Source organism: Glutamicibacter sp. BS14 (genome assembly GCF_056934375.1).
Genome location: NZ_CM167801.1, coordinates 1,230,065 through 1,247,804, shown reverse-complemented (window position 1 = coordinate 1,247,804; position 17,740 = coordinate 1,230,065). Strand labels below are relative to the sequence as shown.

The 17,740-nt window shown below is 62.3% G+C and carries 13 protein-coding genes; 7 read left to right on the top strand and 6 right to left on the bottom strand.

The annotated features are described in order from the left end of the window. Nucleotides 1-303: 303 nt before the first annotated feature. The 4 genes from AC1Z36_RS05915 to AC1Z36_RS05900 are packed head-to-tail and all read right to left on the bottom strand — an operon-like array spanning nucleotide 304 to nucleotide 3,878. Nucleotides 304-696, bottom strand: coding sequence for a universal stress protein (locus tag AC1Z36_RS05915; protein WP_105656286.1), 393 nt, complete (start codon nucleotides 694-696; stop codon nucleotides 304-306). Then, the gene (locus tag AC1Z36_RS05910; RefSeq protein WP_105656285.1) at nucleotides 693-2,222 is read right to left on the bottom strand and encodes a tripartite tricarboxylate transporter permease; all 1,530 of its coding nucleotides are present in this window, start codon (nucleotides 2,220-2,222) and stop codon (nucleotides 693-695) included. Before AC1Z36_RS05910 ends, AC1Z36_RS05915 begins: the two co-directional genes overlap by 4 nt. Nucleotides 2,223-2,245: 23 nt before the next feature. Next, entirely contained in the window at nucleotides 2,246-2,830 is a 585-nt protein-coding gene (locus AC1Z36_RS05905) for a tripartite tricarboxylate transporter TctB family protein (protein ID WP_105656284.1), read from the bottom strand. A 49-nt stretch (nucleotides 2,831-2,879) separates the two neighbouring features. Beyond that, nucleotides 2,880-3,878, bottom strand: coding sequence for a Bug family tripartite tricarboxylate transporter substrate binding protein (locus AC1Z36_RS05900; protein WP_105656283.1), 999 nt, complete (start codon nucleotides 3,876-3,878; stop codon nucleotides 2,880-2,882). A 151-nt stretch (nucleotides 3,879-4,029) separates the two neighbouring features. Between AC1Z36_RS05900 and AC1Z36_RS05895 the strand changes: the two genes are divergently transcribed. The 6 genes from AC1Z36_RS05895 to AC1Z36_RS05870 all read left to right on the top strand — a co-directional run bounded on the left by AC1Z36_RS05895 (nucleotide 4,030) and on the right by AC1Z36_RS05870 (nucleotide 12,587). After that, the gene (locus tag AC1Z36_RS05895; RefSeq protein WP_105656282.1) at nucleotides 4,030-4,920 is read left to right on the top strand and encodes a LysR family transcriptional regulator; all 891 of its coding nucleotides are present in this window, start codon (nucleotides 4,030-4,032) and stop codon (nucleotides 4,918-4,920) included. A gap of 138 nt (nucleotides 4,921-5,058) precedes the next feature. Then, a complete protein-coding gene (gene kdgD / locus AC1Z36_RS05890; protein ID WP_105656281.1) occupies nucleotides 5,059-5,997 on the top strand; it encodes a 5-dehydro-4-deoxyglucarate dehydratase in 939 nt (312 codons plus the stop codon). A 50-nt stretch (nucleotides 5,998-6,047) separates the two neighbouring features. After that, nucleotides 6,048-7,649, top strand: coding sequence for an aldehyde dehydrogenase (NADP(+)) (locus AC1Z36_RS05885; RefSeq protein ID WP_105656280.1), 1,602 nt, complete (start codon nucleotides 6,048-6,050; stop codon nucleotides 7,647-7,649). A gap of 3 nt (nucleotides 7,650-7,652) precedes the next feature. Further along, nucleotides 7,653-8,981: an enolase C-terminal domain-like protein gene (locus AC1Z36_RS05880; protein WP_105656279.1), complete on the top strand. Its 1,329-nt coding sequence runs from the start codon at nucleotides 7,653-7,655 to the stop codon at nucleotides 8,979-8,981. Between the two features lie 122 nt (nucleotides 8,982-9,103). After that, nucleotides 9,104-10,045: an AEC family transporter gene (locus tag AC1Z36_RS05875; protein ID WP_402473566.1), complete on the top strand. Its 942-nt coding sequence runs from the start codon at nucleotides 9,104-9,106 to the stop codon at nucleotides 10,043-10,045. Nucleotides 10,046-10,625: 580 nt separating this feature from the next. Further along, nucleotides 10,626-12,587: a S8 family peptidase gene (locus AC1Z36_RS05870; protein WP_483561805.1), complete on the top strand. Its 1,962-nt coding sequence runs from the start codon at nucleotides 10,626-10,628 to the stop codon at nucleotides 12,585-12,587. A gap of 87 nt (nucleotides 12,588-12,674) precedes the next feature. On the opposite strand, the gene AC1Z36_RS05865 is transcribed toward AC1Z36_RS05870, so the two are convergent. Continuing rightward, nucleotides 12,675-13,472, bottom strand: a complete 798-nt coding sequence (locus AC1Z36_RS05865; protein WP_359185434.1) for a dioxygenase family protein — start codon at nucleotides 13,470-13,472, stop codon at nucleotides 12,675-12,677. Between the two features lie 423 nt (nucleotides 13,473-13,895). Here AC1Z36_RS05865 and AC1Z36_RS05860 point away from each other — a divergent pair, with 423 nt between their 5' ends. Then, nucleotides 13,896-14,339 carry a MarR family winged helix-turn-helix transcriptional regulator gene (locus AC1Z36_RS05860; RefSeq protein WP_166650777.1) on the top strand — a complete coding sequence of 148 codons (444 nt, stop codon included), beginning with the start codon at nucleotides 13,896-13,898 and terminating at the stop codon, nucleotides 14,337-14,339. Nucleotides 14,340-14,401: 62 nt separating this feature from the next. On the opposite strand, the gene AC1Z36_RS05855 is transcribed toward AC1Z36_RS05860, so the two are convergent. Beyond that, complete coding sequence (locus AC1Z36_RS05855) at nucleotides 14,402-17,617, bottom strand: DEAD/DEAH box helicase (protein ID WP_483561804.1); 3,216 nt, start codon at nucleotides 17,615-17,617, stop codon at nucleotides 14,402-14,404. Nucleotides 17,618-17,740: the final 123 nt, after the last annotated feature.

Here is a 17,740-nt window from a genome sequence, read left to right as displayed (position 1 = left end):
TTAGTAAGCCGGGATCGCTCCCGTCCAAGACTCGATCCGCATGTTTTGATACCCAGCCGGCATCGCGTTGCGTGCCCGGGTGGCGGCCATCCCCGCGATCCCGCGACATTCCGGCACTCCGCGCCCGGTAGCGCATTCGGCTCGGCGTTTCGGCGCTCCCCGGGAACCATTCATTGAGTGACGAGCCTCACAATAGTTGAAGCGCTGCAACCATTGAGGAGCCACCGGACCGTGGACGCGCAAAGACCGCGGAAGGCTTCCATTGAAGCCTTCCGCGGCCCTTGGCAGCGGTGCGGTAGCGGGTCAGCCGGCCTTGACGGCCAGCACCGGATGCTGCGCCTGCAGCAGGATTCGCTGGGCGTGCGAGCCCATGATGAACTTGCCCACCTGGCTGCGCTGGCGCAGCCCGATGACGATCAAGGACACCTCGTGCTTCTCGGCCAGCCCGAGGAACTCCTCGGTCAGGTCATCACGATAGCTGGACTCAACGATGCGAGCCTCGACTCCCGCCGCGGCGGCAGCTAGCAGTACGCGTTCCAGGTCCTCGGGCGAAGCGGTGTGCTTGTCCACCAGCGACCCCTCGCGCGAGGAGTTCACGATCAGCAACGGTTCGGCGCGCAGCTTCGCCTCGATGATGGCCGCGTCGACGGCGGCCTGCCCTACTGGGGTGGGGACGTATCCCACGATGATGCTCATGCGTTTTCCTTTTCCTTTACGGCCTGCACGGCCACCAAGCGGTTCTTGCGCTGATCGATGGCGGACTTGATCATCGGCCACACGGCCACGAACACGAACACCACCAGCAGCGTTGCGGAGATGGGTCGGGACAGGAAGCCCGAGGGGTCGCCTTCCAGCACCAGCAGGGATCGGCGCAGGTTGGATTCCAGCAGGCTGCCCAGCACGAACGCCAGCACCAGCGGGCCGGGCTCGAAACCGAATTTCTTCATCAGGTAGCCCACGGCGCCGAACATGACCACCAGCATCACGTCGAACATGGAGTTGCGGATGGTGTACGCGCCCAGCAGGGTAATCAACGCGGTGATCGGCGCCAGGATCGCGGCGCGGATGCGCAGGATCCGTACGAATACCCCGATCAGCGGGATCGACATGATCAGCAGCAGGATGTTGCCGATATACATCGAGTTCACCACGCCCCAGAACAATTCCGGGTCATTGGAGATCAGCTGCGGGCCGGGGGTGACCCCCTGGATCAGCAACGCCCCGAAGATGATCGCCATCGTCGCATTCGCAGGAATGCCCAGAGTCAGCAATGGGATGAACGAGCTGGTCGCCGCCGCATTGTTCGCGGTTTCCGGTCCGGCGACACCCTCGATCGCCCCCTTGCCGAAGCGCGTAGGGTCCTTGGCGGTCTTCTTCTCCAGCGCGTAGGAGGCCAGCGAGGAGATCGTCGCGCCGCCGCCAGGCAAGATGCCCAGGAAGAAGCCGAGCACCGACCCGCGGCCGATCGCCCCGGAGGCCTGCTTCAGGTCCTGGCGCCGCGGCCACACGTTGGCCACCTTCAGCGGGGCGGACACGGCCCGGTGCCGCTCCTCCAGGTTGTAGAGGATCTCGCCCACACCGAACAGGCCCATGGCGATCGGCACGAAGTCGATCCCGTCGGCCAGCGACAGGTTGCCGAAGGTGAAGCGCTCGGCCCCGGTGAAGCCATCGCGACCCACCGTGGCCAGGAACAGGCCCAACGCCGCGGCGATGATCGCCTTGATCTTGGAGCCTCCGGAGATGGTGGCCACCAGCAAGATGCCCAGCAGCGCCAGCGCCGTGTACTCCGGCGGGCCGAAGTCCAGCGCGAAACTGGCCACCAGCGGAGCCAGGAAGGTCAGGCCCACAATGGCGATCGTGCCGCCAATAAACGAGCCGATGGCGGCAATGCCCAGTGCGGTGCCGGCCCGGCCCTGCTTGGCCATGACATAGCCGTCGAAGACCGTCACCACCGAGCTGGCCTCGCCGGGAAGGCGCAACAGCACCGAGGTGATCGTGCCGCCGTACTGGGCACCGTAGAAGATGCCGGCCAGCATGATGATGGCGGTCACCGGCTCGACACCGTAGGTCAACGGCAGCAGGATCGCGATCGTGGCCGCCGGGCCCAGGCCCGGCAGCACGCCGATCAGCATGCCAATGACAACGCCGAGCAGGCAATACAAGAGGTTTGTGGGGTCCAGGACGGTGCCGAAGCCGTCCAGGACTGGTCCGAAGAAGTCCATGGGAGTCAACCTTTAATTGCGACTTAGAACAGTCGGGGAATCGTGGTGCCGAGCGCGGCAATGAAGATGGCGTAGAAGGCCACGACCACCAGCACCGAATACAAGGCGGCAGAGCGCCAGCGCTCACCGCCCAGCCAGCGCATCCACACGAAGCACAGCAGCAGCGCGGGAATCTCGAAGCCGATCAGCGGCATGAGCACCACCATCAGGATCAGGGTGGCGAAACCAATGACGGTGTACCAGCTCATGGCACTGAACTTCTCCCCGTCCTGCCCGCCGCGCCTGCCCACGATGAGCTGCACCACGGCCATGACGGCGGCAATCAGCGTGACAATGAAGGGCCACATCCCGGCGCTGGGCGCCGCGGGGGTGCCCAGCCCCAGGCCAACGGACAGCGCCATGCCGGCGCAGCCCAGCGCGAGCACCACCAGGCTGGAGGCAAGGTTCGCCACCGGTCCGGCCGGTTCCGGGGCCTCGGCTTCCCACTGGGCGGCGAGTTCCTCCGGGGTCAGCGCCTCGGGCGACGAATCGTCCTCGGGCTGCACCGGGCCGGATTCCGCGCGGGGCGCGGCGGGCACCGGCGGGCGTTCAACGTGTTTGGCTTGCATGATGTTGTCCTGTGCTTGAAGTGTTCCGGATCAGCTGGCTGCCGGGAGGCTACTTGCCGGCCAGCGAGATGTCGTACTCATCGGTCAGTTCCTTGTACTTCGCGGCCAGCTCATTCCATTCGGCGGTGACTTCCTCGCCGGAAATCTCGTTCGGAGTCAGCATGTTCTTCTCGTTGAACGAGGTGTAGGTGTCCGTGGCTACCGCGTCCTTGATGGAGGCCACCAGCTTCTGCTTGGCGTCATCGCTCAGGCCCTTCGGGGCTGCGATGGCGCGGTACTGGGAGACCGGGACTTCATAGCCTGCCTCGATGGCGGTGGGCACATCGGGAAGAAACTCATTGCGCTCGGAGGAGAAGACCACGATCGGGGTGACGGTGCCGGCGTCGATCTGCGGCTTGGCTTCGCCCAGCTGCACAGTGGAGACCTGTACCTGGTCGCCCATGACGGCGGTCAGTGCCGGGGAACCCGAGTCGAATGGTACTGTGGTGCCTTCGATGCCCGCCTGGGCCAGGATCAGTTCCTGGGCCAGCTGCGAGCCGGTGCCCACGCCGGTAGTGCCGAAGGACAGCTTCTTGCCGCTGTTCTTGATGTCATCGAAGTTCTCCATCCCCGACTTGGTGCTGGCTACCATGACGTAGTCATCCTGGCTCAGTCCCATGAGGACATCGAGGTCATCGAGCGAAACCGCCTCGTCCGCGGATACCGCCAGCGGGGTAATGGTGATCAACGAGGCGTTGAGCAGCACGAGGTTCTGCCCGTCCGGGGCCATGGCCGCCACTTCTTCGGTGGCCAGCGCGCCGTTGGCGCCCGGCTTGTTCACCACGGGCAGGGCCACGCCCAGGGAATCCGCCATGCCGTCCGCCGCGGCGCGCGCGATCAGGTCGGTGGAGCCGCCAGGCGCCTGGCCGACGGTCAGGGTGATGGGGCCGCTGGGGAATTCGGAGGAGGCCGAGCCCCCGCCGACGTTGCCGCCGCAGGCGGAAAGCGCTAGTACCGCGCCAGTGGCCGAGAGGGCGAGCAGCGAGCGGCGAGTCAAGCGATTTTTCATGGGAAGTTCTCCTGTGGTGTCGAGTGTGGGACCCCGGCCGAGGCCTCGAGTGAGACAGCTCACCTTGCTGGTCTTGGAGTCAAGCGTAGAAACTTGAAGTGATGCATGTCCAAGGTTGAATGTGCATAGAATGATTCCAGAAAGGTATCAAATGTTTACTCTGGACCAAGCACGCAGTTTCGTTGCCGTTGCCGAGGAATTGCACTTCGGCCGTGCCGCCGAGCGGCTGAACATGACCCAGCCGCCGCTGAGCCGGCAGATCCAGAAACTCGAGCGCACGGTCGGCGTGGAACTGCTCGAGCGCGACAACCGCCGCGTGGCCCTCACCGCGGCGGGCCATGCTTTCCTCCAGGATGCCCGCCGGCTGGTCGTGGCCGCCGAGCGTGCCCCGGACAATGCCCGCCGCATCGCCGCCGGCCAGCTGGGCGAGCTGCGCATCGGCTTCACCGCGGCCTCGGGCTTCAGCCTGCTCGGCCCGCTGCTGGGAGAAATCTCGGCGCAGATGCCGCAGGTGCACCTGGAGCTGTCGGAAATGGTGACCGGCGAGCAGGTCGACGCCCTGCTGGACGGCGACATCGATCTGGGCTTGGCCCGCCCGCCCTTCGACGAGAAGCTCTTCGAATCCGCACTGCTATTAACCGAGGGGCTCTACGTGGCAGTGCCCTCCGGCCACCGGCTGGCCCGGCTGCAGCGGGAGGTATTGTTCGATGACCTGCGCAACGAACCGCTGATCATGCACTCCCCCACCAAGGCCCGCTACTTCTACGACCTGGTGGTGCGCCGCGTCGACATCGAGCACAAGAACGTGCGCCATACCGTCAGCCAGGTGCTGACCATGCTCGCGCTGGTCTCCGCCGGGCGCGGTATTGCTTTCGTCCCGGAGAGTGCCAAGCTGCTGGGCGTGGGCGGGGTCAGCTACCTGCGGCTTGGCGAGGTTACCGACGATCCGGTGCAGCTGCACGCCATCTGGAGCAAGTCCTCGCGCAATCCGGCGCTGGAACGGGTGGTCTCGATCGTGCGCCACGCGCTGCACGCTGAATGATGCACAGTAGGTATCAAACAATACGAATATGGGCTTGGACAGGCATCATAGAGGGTTCCTAGGCTGAGGGTAATACCAATGCACCGCCCCCAGCTTTCCCGCCTCGCCTGAGGTGGGAACCAGTCAAAGGAACAAACCATGGCCCAGTACACCCCCGCCGAACTTGCCTCCAAGCTCAAGGACGGGTTGCTCTCCTTCCCGGTCACCGCATTCGACGCGAACCTGGAAATCGACGAGGCCGCGTACCGCAACCACCTGGCCTGGCAGTCCAGCTTCGATGTCGCGGGACTGTTCGCCGCCGGAGGCACGGGCGAAGGCTTCACGCTGACCCCGGCAGAGGCCTCGCGTGTGGTCCGCATGGCAGTGGAAGAAGCCGGCTCCAAGGTTCCGGTGCTGGCCTCGGCCGGCGGTTCGACCAAGCAGGCCATCCAGAATGCGCAAGACGCCGAGGCCGCAGGGGCCGAGGGCCTGCTGCTGCTGCCGCCGTACCTGACCGAATGCGACCAGGAAGGGCTCTACCAGCACGCGTCGGCCATCTGCGCATCGACGACGACCGGCGTAATCGTCTACAACCGCGCCAACGCGATCTATTCGGCGGACACCGTGGCCCGGCTGGCCGATAACCACGAGAACTTCATCGGCTTCAAGGACGCGCTGGGCGACATCGAGCACCTGACCAAGGTGTACGCCAAGAACGGCGACCGCCTGTTCTACCTGGGCGGGCTGCCTACCGCGGAGACCTTCGCGCTGCCGCTGCTGCAGCTGGGCATGAGCACCTACTCCTCGGCCATGTACAACTTCGTTCCGGAATTCGCGCTGGACTTCTACAAGGATGTGCGCGCCCAGGACCTGAAGGCGGTCAACGAGAAGCTGAACCGCTTCGTGCTGCCGTACCTGGAAATCCGCGACCGCGTCAAGGGCTACGGCGTATCCATCGTCAAGGGCGGGCTGAAGGCCATCGGCCGCGACTCCGGCTCGGTGCGCCCGCCGCTGCAGGATCTGACCGAGCAGGACCTGGCGGACCTGTCCGCGCTGATCCAGCAGGCAGGCATCGTTCCCGCCGGCGCGAGCCTCTGACCAGCACTGGCACTTTACGACACACCAATCAGTCGACTCAGGAGCAATTCATGAGCACAACCACGCAGAACCTCACCGGCCAGTCCATCCTCGCCGGCGCCAGCACCGAAGGCAACGGGCGCAAGGTCAACGGCTATAACCCGGCGACCAACGAGCGCCTGGAACCTGCCTACAGCCTCATCGATGAGCAGCAGCTGAAGCTGGCCACCGCTGCGGCGGCCGAGGCCTTCGAGTCCTTCCGGTCCTTGGAACCGTCGAAGCACGCAGAGTTCCTGGAAGCCATCGCGGAGAACATCGAGGCAGTGGGCGCCGAACTGGTCGCTCGCGCCATGGCCGAAACCGGCTTGCCCGAGGCGCGCCTGACCGGCGAGCGCGGACGCACCACCGGACAGCTGCGGCTGTTCGCGCAGGTGGTGCGCCAGGGCGACCAGCACGGCGTGCGCGTGGACCCGGCCCTGCCCGAGCGCACCCCAGCCCCGCGCGTGGACATCCGGCAGCGCAAGATCCCGGTGGGCCCGGTCGCGGTGTTCGGCGCGTCGAACTTCCCGCTGGCGTTCTCCACCGCAGGCGGCGACACCGCCAGCGCACTGGCTGCCGGCTGCCCGGTGGTCTTCAAAGCCCACAATGCGCACCCCGGAACCAGCGAGATTGTTGGCCATGCCATCAGCAAGGCCGTCGCCGACTTCGGGCTGCACCCGGGAGTCTTCTCACTGGTTTATGGCCCCGGCGCGTCGATCGGCCAAGCCCTGGTGAAGGATCCGGTCATCAAGGCCGTGGGCTTCACCGGCTCGCGGGCCGGCGGCACCGCCCTGATGGCCGCCGCGGCCGCGCGACCGGAACCCATCCCGGTGTATGCCGAGATGAGCTCCATCAACCCGGTGATCTTCTTCGAGGGAGCATTGGCTCAGGATCCCGTTGCGCAGGCCAAGGCCTACTTGGCTTCTGTTGTCGGTTCTTCCGGGCAGCTGTGCACCGCACCGGGACTCGTCTTTGTTCCCACCGGAGCTGCCGGCGACGCATTCGCCCGCGCCGTCAGCGGCCAGGCACCGGAAACTTCCGGGCAGACGATGCTCACCGAGGGAATCTACAATTCCTGGACCGCTGGTGTCCAAGCGCTCGGCAGCCAGGACGGTGTCGAACTGCTGGGCCGTGGCACCGAAGGGGCAACCGAGAACGCTCCGGCACCAGCCATCTACACCGCTGGAGTGGAGCAGCTGCTGGCCAACCCGGTGCTGCAAGACGAAATCTTCGGAGCCGCCTCGCTGGTGATTCGCTACGCCGATGCCGCACAGCTGCAAACCGCGCTGGGCCGGCTGGAAGGCCAGCTCACCGCCACCTTGCAGCTGGACGATTCGGATCACGAAGCCGCAGGGCAGATCATCGGGACGCTGGAAACCAAGGTCGGGCGCATCCTGGTCAACGGATGGCCAACCGGTGTGGAAGTGGGCCACGCGATGGTGCACGGAGGTCCATTCCCGGCAACGTCCGACCCGCGGACCACCTCGGTGGGCACCCTGGCCATCGAGCGCTTCCTGCGCCCGATCGCCTACCAGAACTTCCCGGACGCGCTTTTGCCCAAGCCCATCGCGGAAGACAACCCGTGGAAGTTGACCCGCCGGATTGACGGCGTCCTGCAGGCGAAAGGCGAATAATCCATGACTTCCCAGCCCACCATTGCCTCGGTGAAGGTCATCCCGGTCGCCGGGCATGACTCCATGCTGCTGAACCTCTCCGGGGCGCACGGGCCGTTCTTCACTCGCAATATCGCTATCCTCACTGACTCCGAAGGCCGCACGGGCCTCGGCGAGGTACCTGGCGGCGAAGCGATCCGTTCGACCATAGAGGAGGCCGGCACACTGATTACCGGCGCCCCTGTGGCGACTTACCGTTCGCTGCTGCGCCAGGTGGCAGCCCGCTTCGCAGACCTCGATTCCGGCGGACGCGGTGCACAGACCTTCGATTTGCGCACCACCGTGCACGCAGTCACCGCACTTGAGTCTGCACTGCTGGATTTGCACGGCCAGTTCCTTGGAGTGCCGGCGGCCGAACTGCTCGGCGACGGGCAGCAGCGCGACGCGGTTCCGATGCTCGGCTACCTGTTCTACGTGGGCAACCCGGATACGACGGATCTGCCGTATCTGCGCGAACCGCAGGGCAACGACGATTGGGAGCGCTTGCGCCGCGAGGAAGCCATGACACCAGAAGCCGTGGTGCGCCTGGCCGAGGCGGCTCAGGCCCGTTACGGGTTCAAGGATTTCAAGCTGAAGGGCGGCGTCCAGGACGGGGACTCCGAGGTCGATGCTGTCATCGCTTTGAAGGAACGCTTCCCCGAAGCCCGGATCACGCTTGACCCCAATGGCGGCTGGCTGCTCGAAGATGCTATCCGGCTTGGCAAGCGCATGCGTGGAGTGGTGGCCTATGCCGAGGATCCGTGCGGCCCTGAGGGCCGCTTCTCGGGCCGCGAGGTCATGAGCGAATTCCGCAGGGCGACCGGTCTGCAGACCGCCACGAACATGATTGCGACTGACTGGCGAGAAATGGCGCACGCGGTGCGCACCAATGCGGTAGACATCCCCCTGGCAGATCCGCATTTCTGGACCATGTCCGGTTCAGTGCGCGTTGCCCAGCTGTGCAACGAGTTCGGACTGACTTGGGGGTCGCACTCGAACAACCACTTCGACATCTCGCTGGCGATGTTCACCCAGGTCGGCGCCGCTGCTCCGGGCGAGATCACGGCACTCGATACCCACTGGATCTGGCAGGATGGACAGGGCCTGACCGAGGAACCATTGGTGATTCGGGACGGAGAGATCAAGGTTCCGCAGCGGTCCGGCTTGGGTGTCAGCCTGGACATGGATCGGGTCGCCCAAGCCCACGAACTGTACCTGGAACATGGGTTGGGCTCGCGTGACGACTCGGTGTCCATGCAATACCTGATTCCCGGCTGGACCTTCGATTCGAAGAGTCCCGCGCTGGTTCGCTGACAGGCTGCCAGGGAATCTGAATAATGCACCGTGGACGGTAGAGGGAGCTTTCGCACCCTCGCCGTCCACGGCTTCGAGAAGCCCCGGAGCTGGGAACACCAGTACCGGGCGGGAAAGGCAATATGCAAGGAGTTCTACAGGGATTCTCCGTTGTCTTGATCCTCATCGGCATCGGCCTGCTGACGTCGGTCGCGCTGCCGCGACAACGCGCGGCCATTGCCCAGGGGCTGACCCCGCTCATCTTCTACATCACCAACCCCGCCCTGATGTTCACTCTGCTTGCCAGCACCGATCTGCATGCGGTGGTTGGTGTATTCACCCCGATAGCCTTGATGGTTGCCGTGCTGACCGGCTCCGCTTATGCCTTGGTCGCGCGGCTGGTCTTCAATACTCCAGCTCGTCGGCTGCCCGTTGCGGCCATGTCCACGAGTTATGTGAATGCTGGAAATATCGGTGTGCCGCTGGCCCTTTATGCGGTGGGCAGCACCAGTCCCGTAGTGTCGGTGCTCATCGCGCAGTTGCTGATCATCGCTCCCGTCTACCTGTGCATGTTCGCGGTGCTCTCCCGCGCCAAGTCCGGTGGCGCGGATAGCCTGCCCGGTGCGAAAATGATCCTCAAGTCCATCGCCAACCCTGTCACTATTGCGACCTTCCTCGGTGCGGTGTTCTCCTTCTTTGGCCTGGCACTGCCCGAAGTCATTCATGCGCCAGTGCAAATGATTGGCGACGCATCCATCCCCCTGTTGCTGATGTCCTTTGGAATGGCGCTATACGGCCAGCGTCCATTGTCAGATAAGAACCTGCGCGGCGAAATCTATCTGGCGACCGCGTTCAAGGTGTTCTTCATGCCTTTGCTCGCCTGGCTCGTTGCCCGCTTCGTTTTCGGCCTATCCGGAATCGAACTTCTCGGAGTGGTGATCATGGCGGCGCTTCCAACCGCGCAAAACGTCTTGCTGTTTGCCCAGCAATTCAAGTTGCCCGTCGCCGTGCCGCGCGAAGTGGTGCTGGCAAGCACCCTGCTGACCTTTCCCAGTGTGCTGGTCATTGCCTTCTTGCTGGGCTAGATACGTGCAGCACCGGTATTCGCTCCGGTGGGCATCTTGGGCCTGCCGCTGCAAGCCGTTGCCAGCTGTCTCCCGAAGGGTAACTCGGCGGAACTGATTAGTTGGCGAAGCCTCCAGCCGATGAGCTGGCAACCAAGGCGCTATCGGCCATCGCACGGTGCCGAATCCGGAGGGACCCCATTTATTCAATGAATTAGCCAAGATACCTATCACGCTTGGAACACGGCTTCGACGCCAGGAGAGCTGGATCCCGGAATGTACTTCTAGCGTGAAACAACTTCGGAAAGATAGCGTTCGCTATGCAAATAATTATGTGTTTTCCATGGTCAGTGCGGATCTGAAAATTTCGAACTCCCCAAACATGCAGATAACCATCATTCATTTTTCGAATCTGCGAGTCCGCCGGGATAGTTCCACAGAAATATGTGAAACACCTTTTTAGTACATGAGCGAATATAAAAGATTTATTTGAGAAGTACTTCCTTTAGGAGTTGCCGAGCAGTTACGCTCCTACCGGCACACACCACATCGATTGATCACCGACCTTTGTGCGCCCAAAAACCCTACAAGGAGAACATCAATGGCACGTTTTTCTACCCCTCTTCGGAGAACCCTGGCCGTCTCCGCGGCCGTAGTGATCGGCATGAGCGGCTTCGGCGCTGGCGCCTTGCCAGCTACCGCCTCCCCCGTGTCGGCTCCCGCTGAAAAGTCCCTCCCCAAGGCAAATGGCGAAGACAAGGTCAAGATCGGTTCGGTGCAATCAGGCGAGGCCTACGACCAATTCATCGTCACCTACAAGGCTTCAGCCACGCAGACGGGCAAGTCCTCCCGCGCCAAGGCCTGGGGCAAAGCAGCCAAGGCAGCAGGCGTTACCGTCAAGGAAATGCGAGCCATGGCCACCGGCAGCTTCGTGGTGAAGGCCGACAAGAAACTCAAGGGCAACGGCGCCAAGGAGTTCATGGCCGATATTGCGCAGTCTGGTCTCGTGGAATCGGTGGAACCCGATGCCATCATGAAGATTTCCATGACGCCTAACGACACCCGGTACGGCGAGCAGTGGCACTACAGCGGCACCAACGGGATGCGCTTGCCTTCGGCCTGGGACATCGCCACCGGCGAGGGCAGCATCGTCGCAGTCCTGGATACCGGCATCACCTCGCACTCGGACCTGAACGCCAACATCGTTTCCGGCTACGACTTCGTCTCCAGCTCTGCCTCGGCCCGCGACGGCAACGGCCGCGACGCGAACCCCCAGGACGAGGGCGACTGGTACGCCGCTGGTGAATGCGGCGGCAGCTACTCGGGCAATTCCTCTTGGCACGGCACCCACGTGGCCGGCACCGTAGCCGCAGTCACCAACAACTCCAGCGGCGTGGCCGGAGTTGCCCCGGATGCCAAGATCCAGCCGGTCCGCGTCCTGGCCAAGTGCGGCGGCAGCCTGTCCGATATCGCCGATGCCATCATTTGGGCTTCGGGCGGTGCGGTCCCGGGAATTGCCAATAACCCAACCCCTGCAGACACCATCAACATGTCCCTGGGCGGTGGCGGCGCTTGCGGAACTACCTACCAGGCGGCCATCAACGCCGCGGTTTCGCGCGGCACCTCGGTGGTAGTTGCCGCCGGCAACGAAAGCCAGAACGCTTCGAATTCCCGCCCGGCCAACTGCAAAAACGTCATTACCGTAGCGGCAAGCAACCCTTCGGGCGCTCCGTCGTACTACACGAACTACGGCTCGGCCGTTGACGTCACCGCACCTGGTGGCGACACCCGCTACGCCGGCCAGGGCGTGCTGTCCACCATCAATACCGGCACCACTACTCCATCCAGCCAGGGCTATGCCTTCTACCAGGGCACTTCCATGGCCACCCCGCACGTAGCGGGCATGGTCGCACTGATGAAGTCGGCAGACCCTGGGATGTCCCCCGCCTCCGTGGAAACTGCGTTGAAGCAGGGCACCCGCGCGATGCCAGGCGGTTGCAGCATCGGTTGCGGCGCCGGACTGGTGGATGCCGCCAAGATCATGAATGCCCTGGACGGCAGCAACCCAACACCAACCCCGGAGCCAACCCCGGATCCGGAGCCAAGCGGCAACCTGCTGAAGAATGCTGGCTTCGAGAACGGGGCGGATTACTGGACCGCCAACCGCGCCGACACCTTCGAGTCCGGCTCGGCAGCCCGCTCCGGCAGCGGATTAGCTGGGCTGAATGGTTGGGGCAATTCCAACACCTACACCCTGGACCAGAAGGTCGCCATCCCGGCAGATGCCACCAATGCGCAGCTGGAGTTCTACCTGCATGTGCTGACCAATGAAACTACTGCCTATAGCCAGTACGACAAGCTGACCGTACAGGTTCTGGACGGCTACGGAACCTACAACGTGGGCACCTGGTCGAACTTGGATGCCGGCTCGTCCTACGAACTGCAGGCTGTTGACCTGAACAACTTCCGCGGTAAGACCGTTACTTTGCGTTTCAAGGGCGTGGAAGACAGCTCGCAGGCTACCTTGTTCCGCATTGATGATGCATCGGTAGCCGCCAGCTAGAGGATCGACCAGAAAAGTCCACTATTACCTGCGCAAGCGCGGCACCAATCGGTGCCGCGCTTGCTGCGGGAAAGATAGGGAGATCGCCTAGCTCAAGGTCCAGGAGCGCTTGGACAGGCCGTACCAGAAACCGTCAATTGCCGTCTTGGCATCAATTCCACCCGAGGCGTATGCCGCTCCCAGCGCAACGTACAGCGGAGCCCAATGCTCCGAGCGAGGGTGCGCTTCACGGGCCGCCGGGGCCTTGTGCAGGAAGTCGAGGATCGAGTCCACATCCCCGCGGACCATCGCCTCCTCAGCCCAGTGGTCGAACTCGCTGGAGGCCGATGGCGGCGCCGAATCCGGCCCGCCGGCTGGGTTGAACCAGCGCAAGTTGTGGGTGGTGAATCCGGAGCCAACGATCAAGGTTCCCCGCTCGCGCAAGGGTGCCAAGCTCTTGCCCAGATCAAAGAGTCCTGCAGGATCCAGTGTTGGCATGGACATCTGCACCACAGGTACATCCGCATCCGGGAACATTTCCTTCAGCGGCACGTAGGCGCCATGGTCCAGTCCACGCGTCTCGTCGCGCTCCACGTGATGGCCATAGGCCGAGGTCAGCCGTTCGACTTCATTGGCCAGCCCGGGCGCCATTGGCGCATCGTAGCGAACGTCGTAGTACTTCTGGTCGAAGCCCCAGAAGTCGTAGACCAATTCGTTCTTCTGCTGGGTAGCACTCAGCGTCACCGGCGCATTTTCCCAGTGCGCGGAGATCATCAGAATATCTTTCGGCTTCTCGAAAGTGCCGGACCAGCTAGCCAGCTCCTGGGTCCAGCGCTGGTCGTCGGCGAGTGGCGGTGCACCATGGCTAAGGAACAAGACGGGAGGGGTATCGGATAGCTGATTCATGATTAAAAACTACCAACCATTAGTTGAAGCGTCAAGCTTTATTTTCATGAATCCCGATATCCAATTCATGCAAGACCCTCAATGCTCTCCAAGAGGCCCGTGGACAGTGCGGACAGATTCGCCGCACCACGTTGGGTCCAACGCCAGCGGCAACGGAGGCCATGGCTTTCTTGCTCTGCTTCTGAGCGGCGGCGGAAATCTATTGCTTCTCTAATCACGAATGCAATTGGCAAGTCGTACCTAAGCTGCGCCGGAGCAGTGGAACTGTACGGCTTTGCAGGCATCAGGCGTTGCCTGGCCAGTCTTTTCCAAGCCATTAATTACGCTCAGCTGGGGATTCGCAGTACGTTCAACACTTCGGCTTCGAACGGCTGCGGTTTCCAATATCAGACTTATTGACCATTAATCTTTAGAATGGTTTGTATGCAAGAAGAAGAACTGATGCAGACGGTCGAAGAAGAATTCACCGCCATCTTATTGCGCGCCCGCCAGATGCTGATCCGTCGCGCCAAGATCATCCACCCGGACCTGCAGGATCCGGGGTACCGCTTGCTTGCAGTGGTCATCCGTGATGAAGCCCAGCAACAGGGAGCACTCGCAGAAAAACTGCGTCTGGACAAGGCGACTATTTCCCGCCTCGTGCAGCACCTCGAGTCTCTGGAACTTGTCACCCGCACCCAGGATCCTTCCGATGGCCGGGCCCAGCTGGTCTCGGCAACAGAAATCGCCAAGGAGAAGTGGCGCTCCAGCGGTAACACGCTGCGTGAGGAACTGCGCCGCCAGCTCAAGGAATGGGAAGCCTCCGAACTGAAGAATTTTGGAGATCTCCTGCACCGCCTCAACGACAGCTTTGAACAGATTCTCTAGTTCCCGATCTTCAGCTGAAGCCTTGGAGACCTTCTGGTTTCCAAGGCTTCAGCTTTTTAGGCTCACTCCATCAGCGCCAGGAAATCATCGGCGCTTAACGCCGCACTCTGCGCGGCTTGGGCAGTCTCTCCCAGGACATCATTGAACAGCTGCGTCTTCTTGGCCTGCAGCGCGAGCACCTTGGATTCGATGGTGTCCTTTGCCACCAAGCGGTACACATAGACCGGACGAGTTTGCCCAATGCGATGGGCCCGGTCAATAGCCTGGGCTTCGGCCTGCGGGTTCCACCATGGGTCCAGCAAGATGCAGTAGTCGGCGGAAGTGAGGTTAATGCCGAAGCCGCCGGACTTCAGCGAGATGAAGAAGACCGGGAAATCTCCCTCGCCGAAACCGTCAATCAGTTCCTTGCGCCTAGGGCCAGTGGTGGACCCATCAAGGTATCCGTGCTCAATGCCCAGCTCTTCAGCGACGTCGCGTGCCTTGGCCAAGAAACTGGTGAATTGGCTAAAGACCAGAATCTTATGCCCTTCAGAAACCGCGTCCCCCATGAGTTCGCGCAGCATTTCAAGCTTCGCGCTCGGGGCATCGCCCTCCCCTACCAGGGACGGATCCAAGGCCAGCTGGCGCAGCAAGGTCAGCGATTGGAGAATCTGGAAGCGATTCGAATCAACGTCGTCAACCAGGCCCAGGACTTCTTGCCGCACGCGCTGGAAGCGGCGGTCATAGGCTTTGCGGTGCCCCGGCTCCAGTTCGACTTCCAGCACCTGTTCGGTCTTCGCCGGCAGCTCTGGAACGACCTGTTCCTTGGTACGGCGCAGCACGAACGGACGCAGACGGCTCTTCAGGCGCTCCAAGCGCTCCTGGTCTCCGTCAGCAATTGGTTTCTGGTAGTTGTCCTTGAAGGACTTCGCACCGCCCAGCAGGCCCGGTGCAGCCAGTGAGACCAGCGCCCACAGTTCCATCAGGTTGTTTTCCATGGGTGTGCCAGTGACCACGAATTTGCACGGCACTGGCAGCTGCCGGGCCTGCTTATAGCCTTTGGAGGCATGGTTCTTCAGCTGCTGGGCCTCGTCCATGATCATGACGTTGAAGCCGGCTGCTTCAAAATCCTCATAGGCCAGGCGGAAGATCGTGTAGCTGGTAACTACCAATTGGGCATCACCGATCTGCGCAGCCATGCTTTGGCCGCTCTTTCTAGCTGTTGAAGTAATGCCGGTGACGCTCATCTGCGGCGCAAATCGCTGCGCCTCATTGATCCAGTTACCCACCACCGAGGTAGGAGCCAGCACCAGGAATTTCTGTGCAGGATCCTCGACGCGCGCTTGTTCAAGGCAAGCCAGCAGCTGGACGGTCTTGCCCAGACCCATATCGTCGGCAAGGACGCCACCGAGATCATGGGTACGCAAGAAGTTGAGCCAGGATAGGCCGTGGCCCTGATACGGGCGCAGTTCAGCGTTGAACGTTTCCGCTAGCTGGACCGGCTGCATTTCTTCACCGCTTTGCAGCGCCTTCATGGTCTGCAGCCACTGGTTGTGCTGGGCTTCGATAATGCCCAGATCCACCAGTTCTTGCCACCAGTCGATGCTCAACTTATGGATGCGGATCGTATCGCCCTGCACCGTGCCCAGCTCCCCGGCCTCTGATATCAGCTGGCGCAGCTGCGTGAAATCTGCACCATCAATCGGGATCACCGTAAGGTCATCGAGGACGAGATACTCATCTTGCTTGGTCAAGGCCTCCAGCAGCAGTGGGAACGGGACCTTGGTCTCGTCCAGGAGCACTTCCACAGACAAGTCGAACCAGTCCCCCGTGCTTTCGCCGGCTTCGACACTGACAGCGGCCGGCGCGTGGCTGATCCGGTACTTCGGCAGCCTGTTCTGCTCTTCAACGACCACATCGGGATGCTCTGCCAATAGCGGCAATGCGTAGACCAAGAAATCGATGGATTCGGAGGTGCTGAATTCCTTCGGCGGGAAGATTCCTGAAGAGGTCAGTTGCCCCAAGAAAGCCTGCGCGCCGAGCTTGTCCTGCACCGAAGCAGCAATTTCCTTTTCCACGGCATACTGGCGGGGGCCCGCGGAGGCGTACTCCCAGGAATAGCTCACGGTCAGCGGAGTTCGGATGCTCTCCAGGGACAGCTTGAGGCTGGGGCGTGCTGGAACAGGGATGCTGTAGCTGTCATCCTCGCTCTTCAACGGTGCCATCAGGCGCAATCGGTCCAGGTGCTGGCGCTCGAAAAGCTCAACTCCCTCCTGCGGGATGGATTGCGCACCGGATTCAATAAATGTGGCCAGTTCCTTCGTGACCGGTTCAGCGAACCGGGCCAAACCGATTTCCTTGGCCTTCGGCAAGGGGCTGGACGCGTAAGCCAACAAGGTCGGCGGCGTGCCTATGGGCAAGAGGTAGACGTGCTCTTCGCTCGGCCCGCGCAGCTTCCCTTCCATGCTCAGGCCATGTTCACCGCGACGCACATCCACGTGTGCCATGGCTGGTTGCTCGCTGAACTCCACCGGGGCCTTGGCCGTAGAACCACCGTTGACGATCTGCACTCCAGCTTCACGCAGGGCTTCGAACGCATCCAGCAGGTCCTGGCCTGGAAGATCCATCAAGGAGATCCACTCCTTGGGATCCCACGAATGGCGATAAGTATCTTGTTCAACGTGTTCACGCAACCGGTCCAGTTCAACGACCGCACGACGCTGCTTCTTGGAGAACCGCGCATCAAAAGCAACATTGCGCCAGCTGATCCCGGTTTGGATCCAGGGGCTCTTGGTTCCCTGGCGGGCCGGGCGTGCCTGCAAGGTCAGCGCGTCCTCGCCGCCATAACGGGGTTCGCTGACCACTTTCAGGATCAATCCCAGCGGTTCTTCGGCAGCCAGCGGCTCATCGGAAATGACTGGAAGCAGACGGTCAAGGGTACGTTCCCACTGCGGCTTGCTATTGCGTTTCCATGCGTGGGGATCCACCCCGGAGTCGGAGACGAAGAAGCCTTGGTCTTCTTCGGTGGTGACCTCGATGAGCAAGGCGGCGACATCTTCACAGGACTGAACCCCCGGATGCTTCCCGCAGAAGCTGGTGAAGCTGATATTGCCCTCGGTGATTTCCAATTGGGCCATCACCGATTCGCGCAGCACCACACCGGAGATGCGGGTAGATCCCGGTTGCATTACCCGGTTGGCGATCTGCACTTTTCCGGAATCACACAGGAATTGGCCCAGGTTGTATTCGGATTCGGTCACCAAGGTCTGGGCCGCAGAAAGTGTCAGCTGGAATTCCATACTCGCCGTTCATTGTTCGTGCAGTGGGCGCCCGAGAGCTAGATTCCATCTTAGCGAGCCGGAAAGCAAGATGCCCGGTGACGAAAAGTTACTTCTGCCCTTTACCCGCGGGCCCTGCAACCG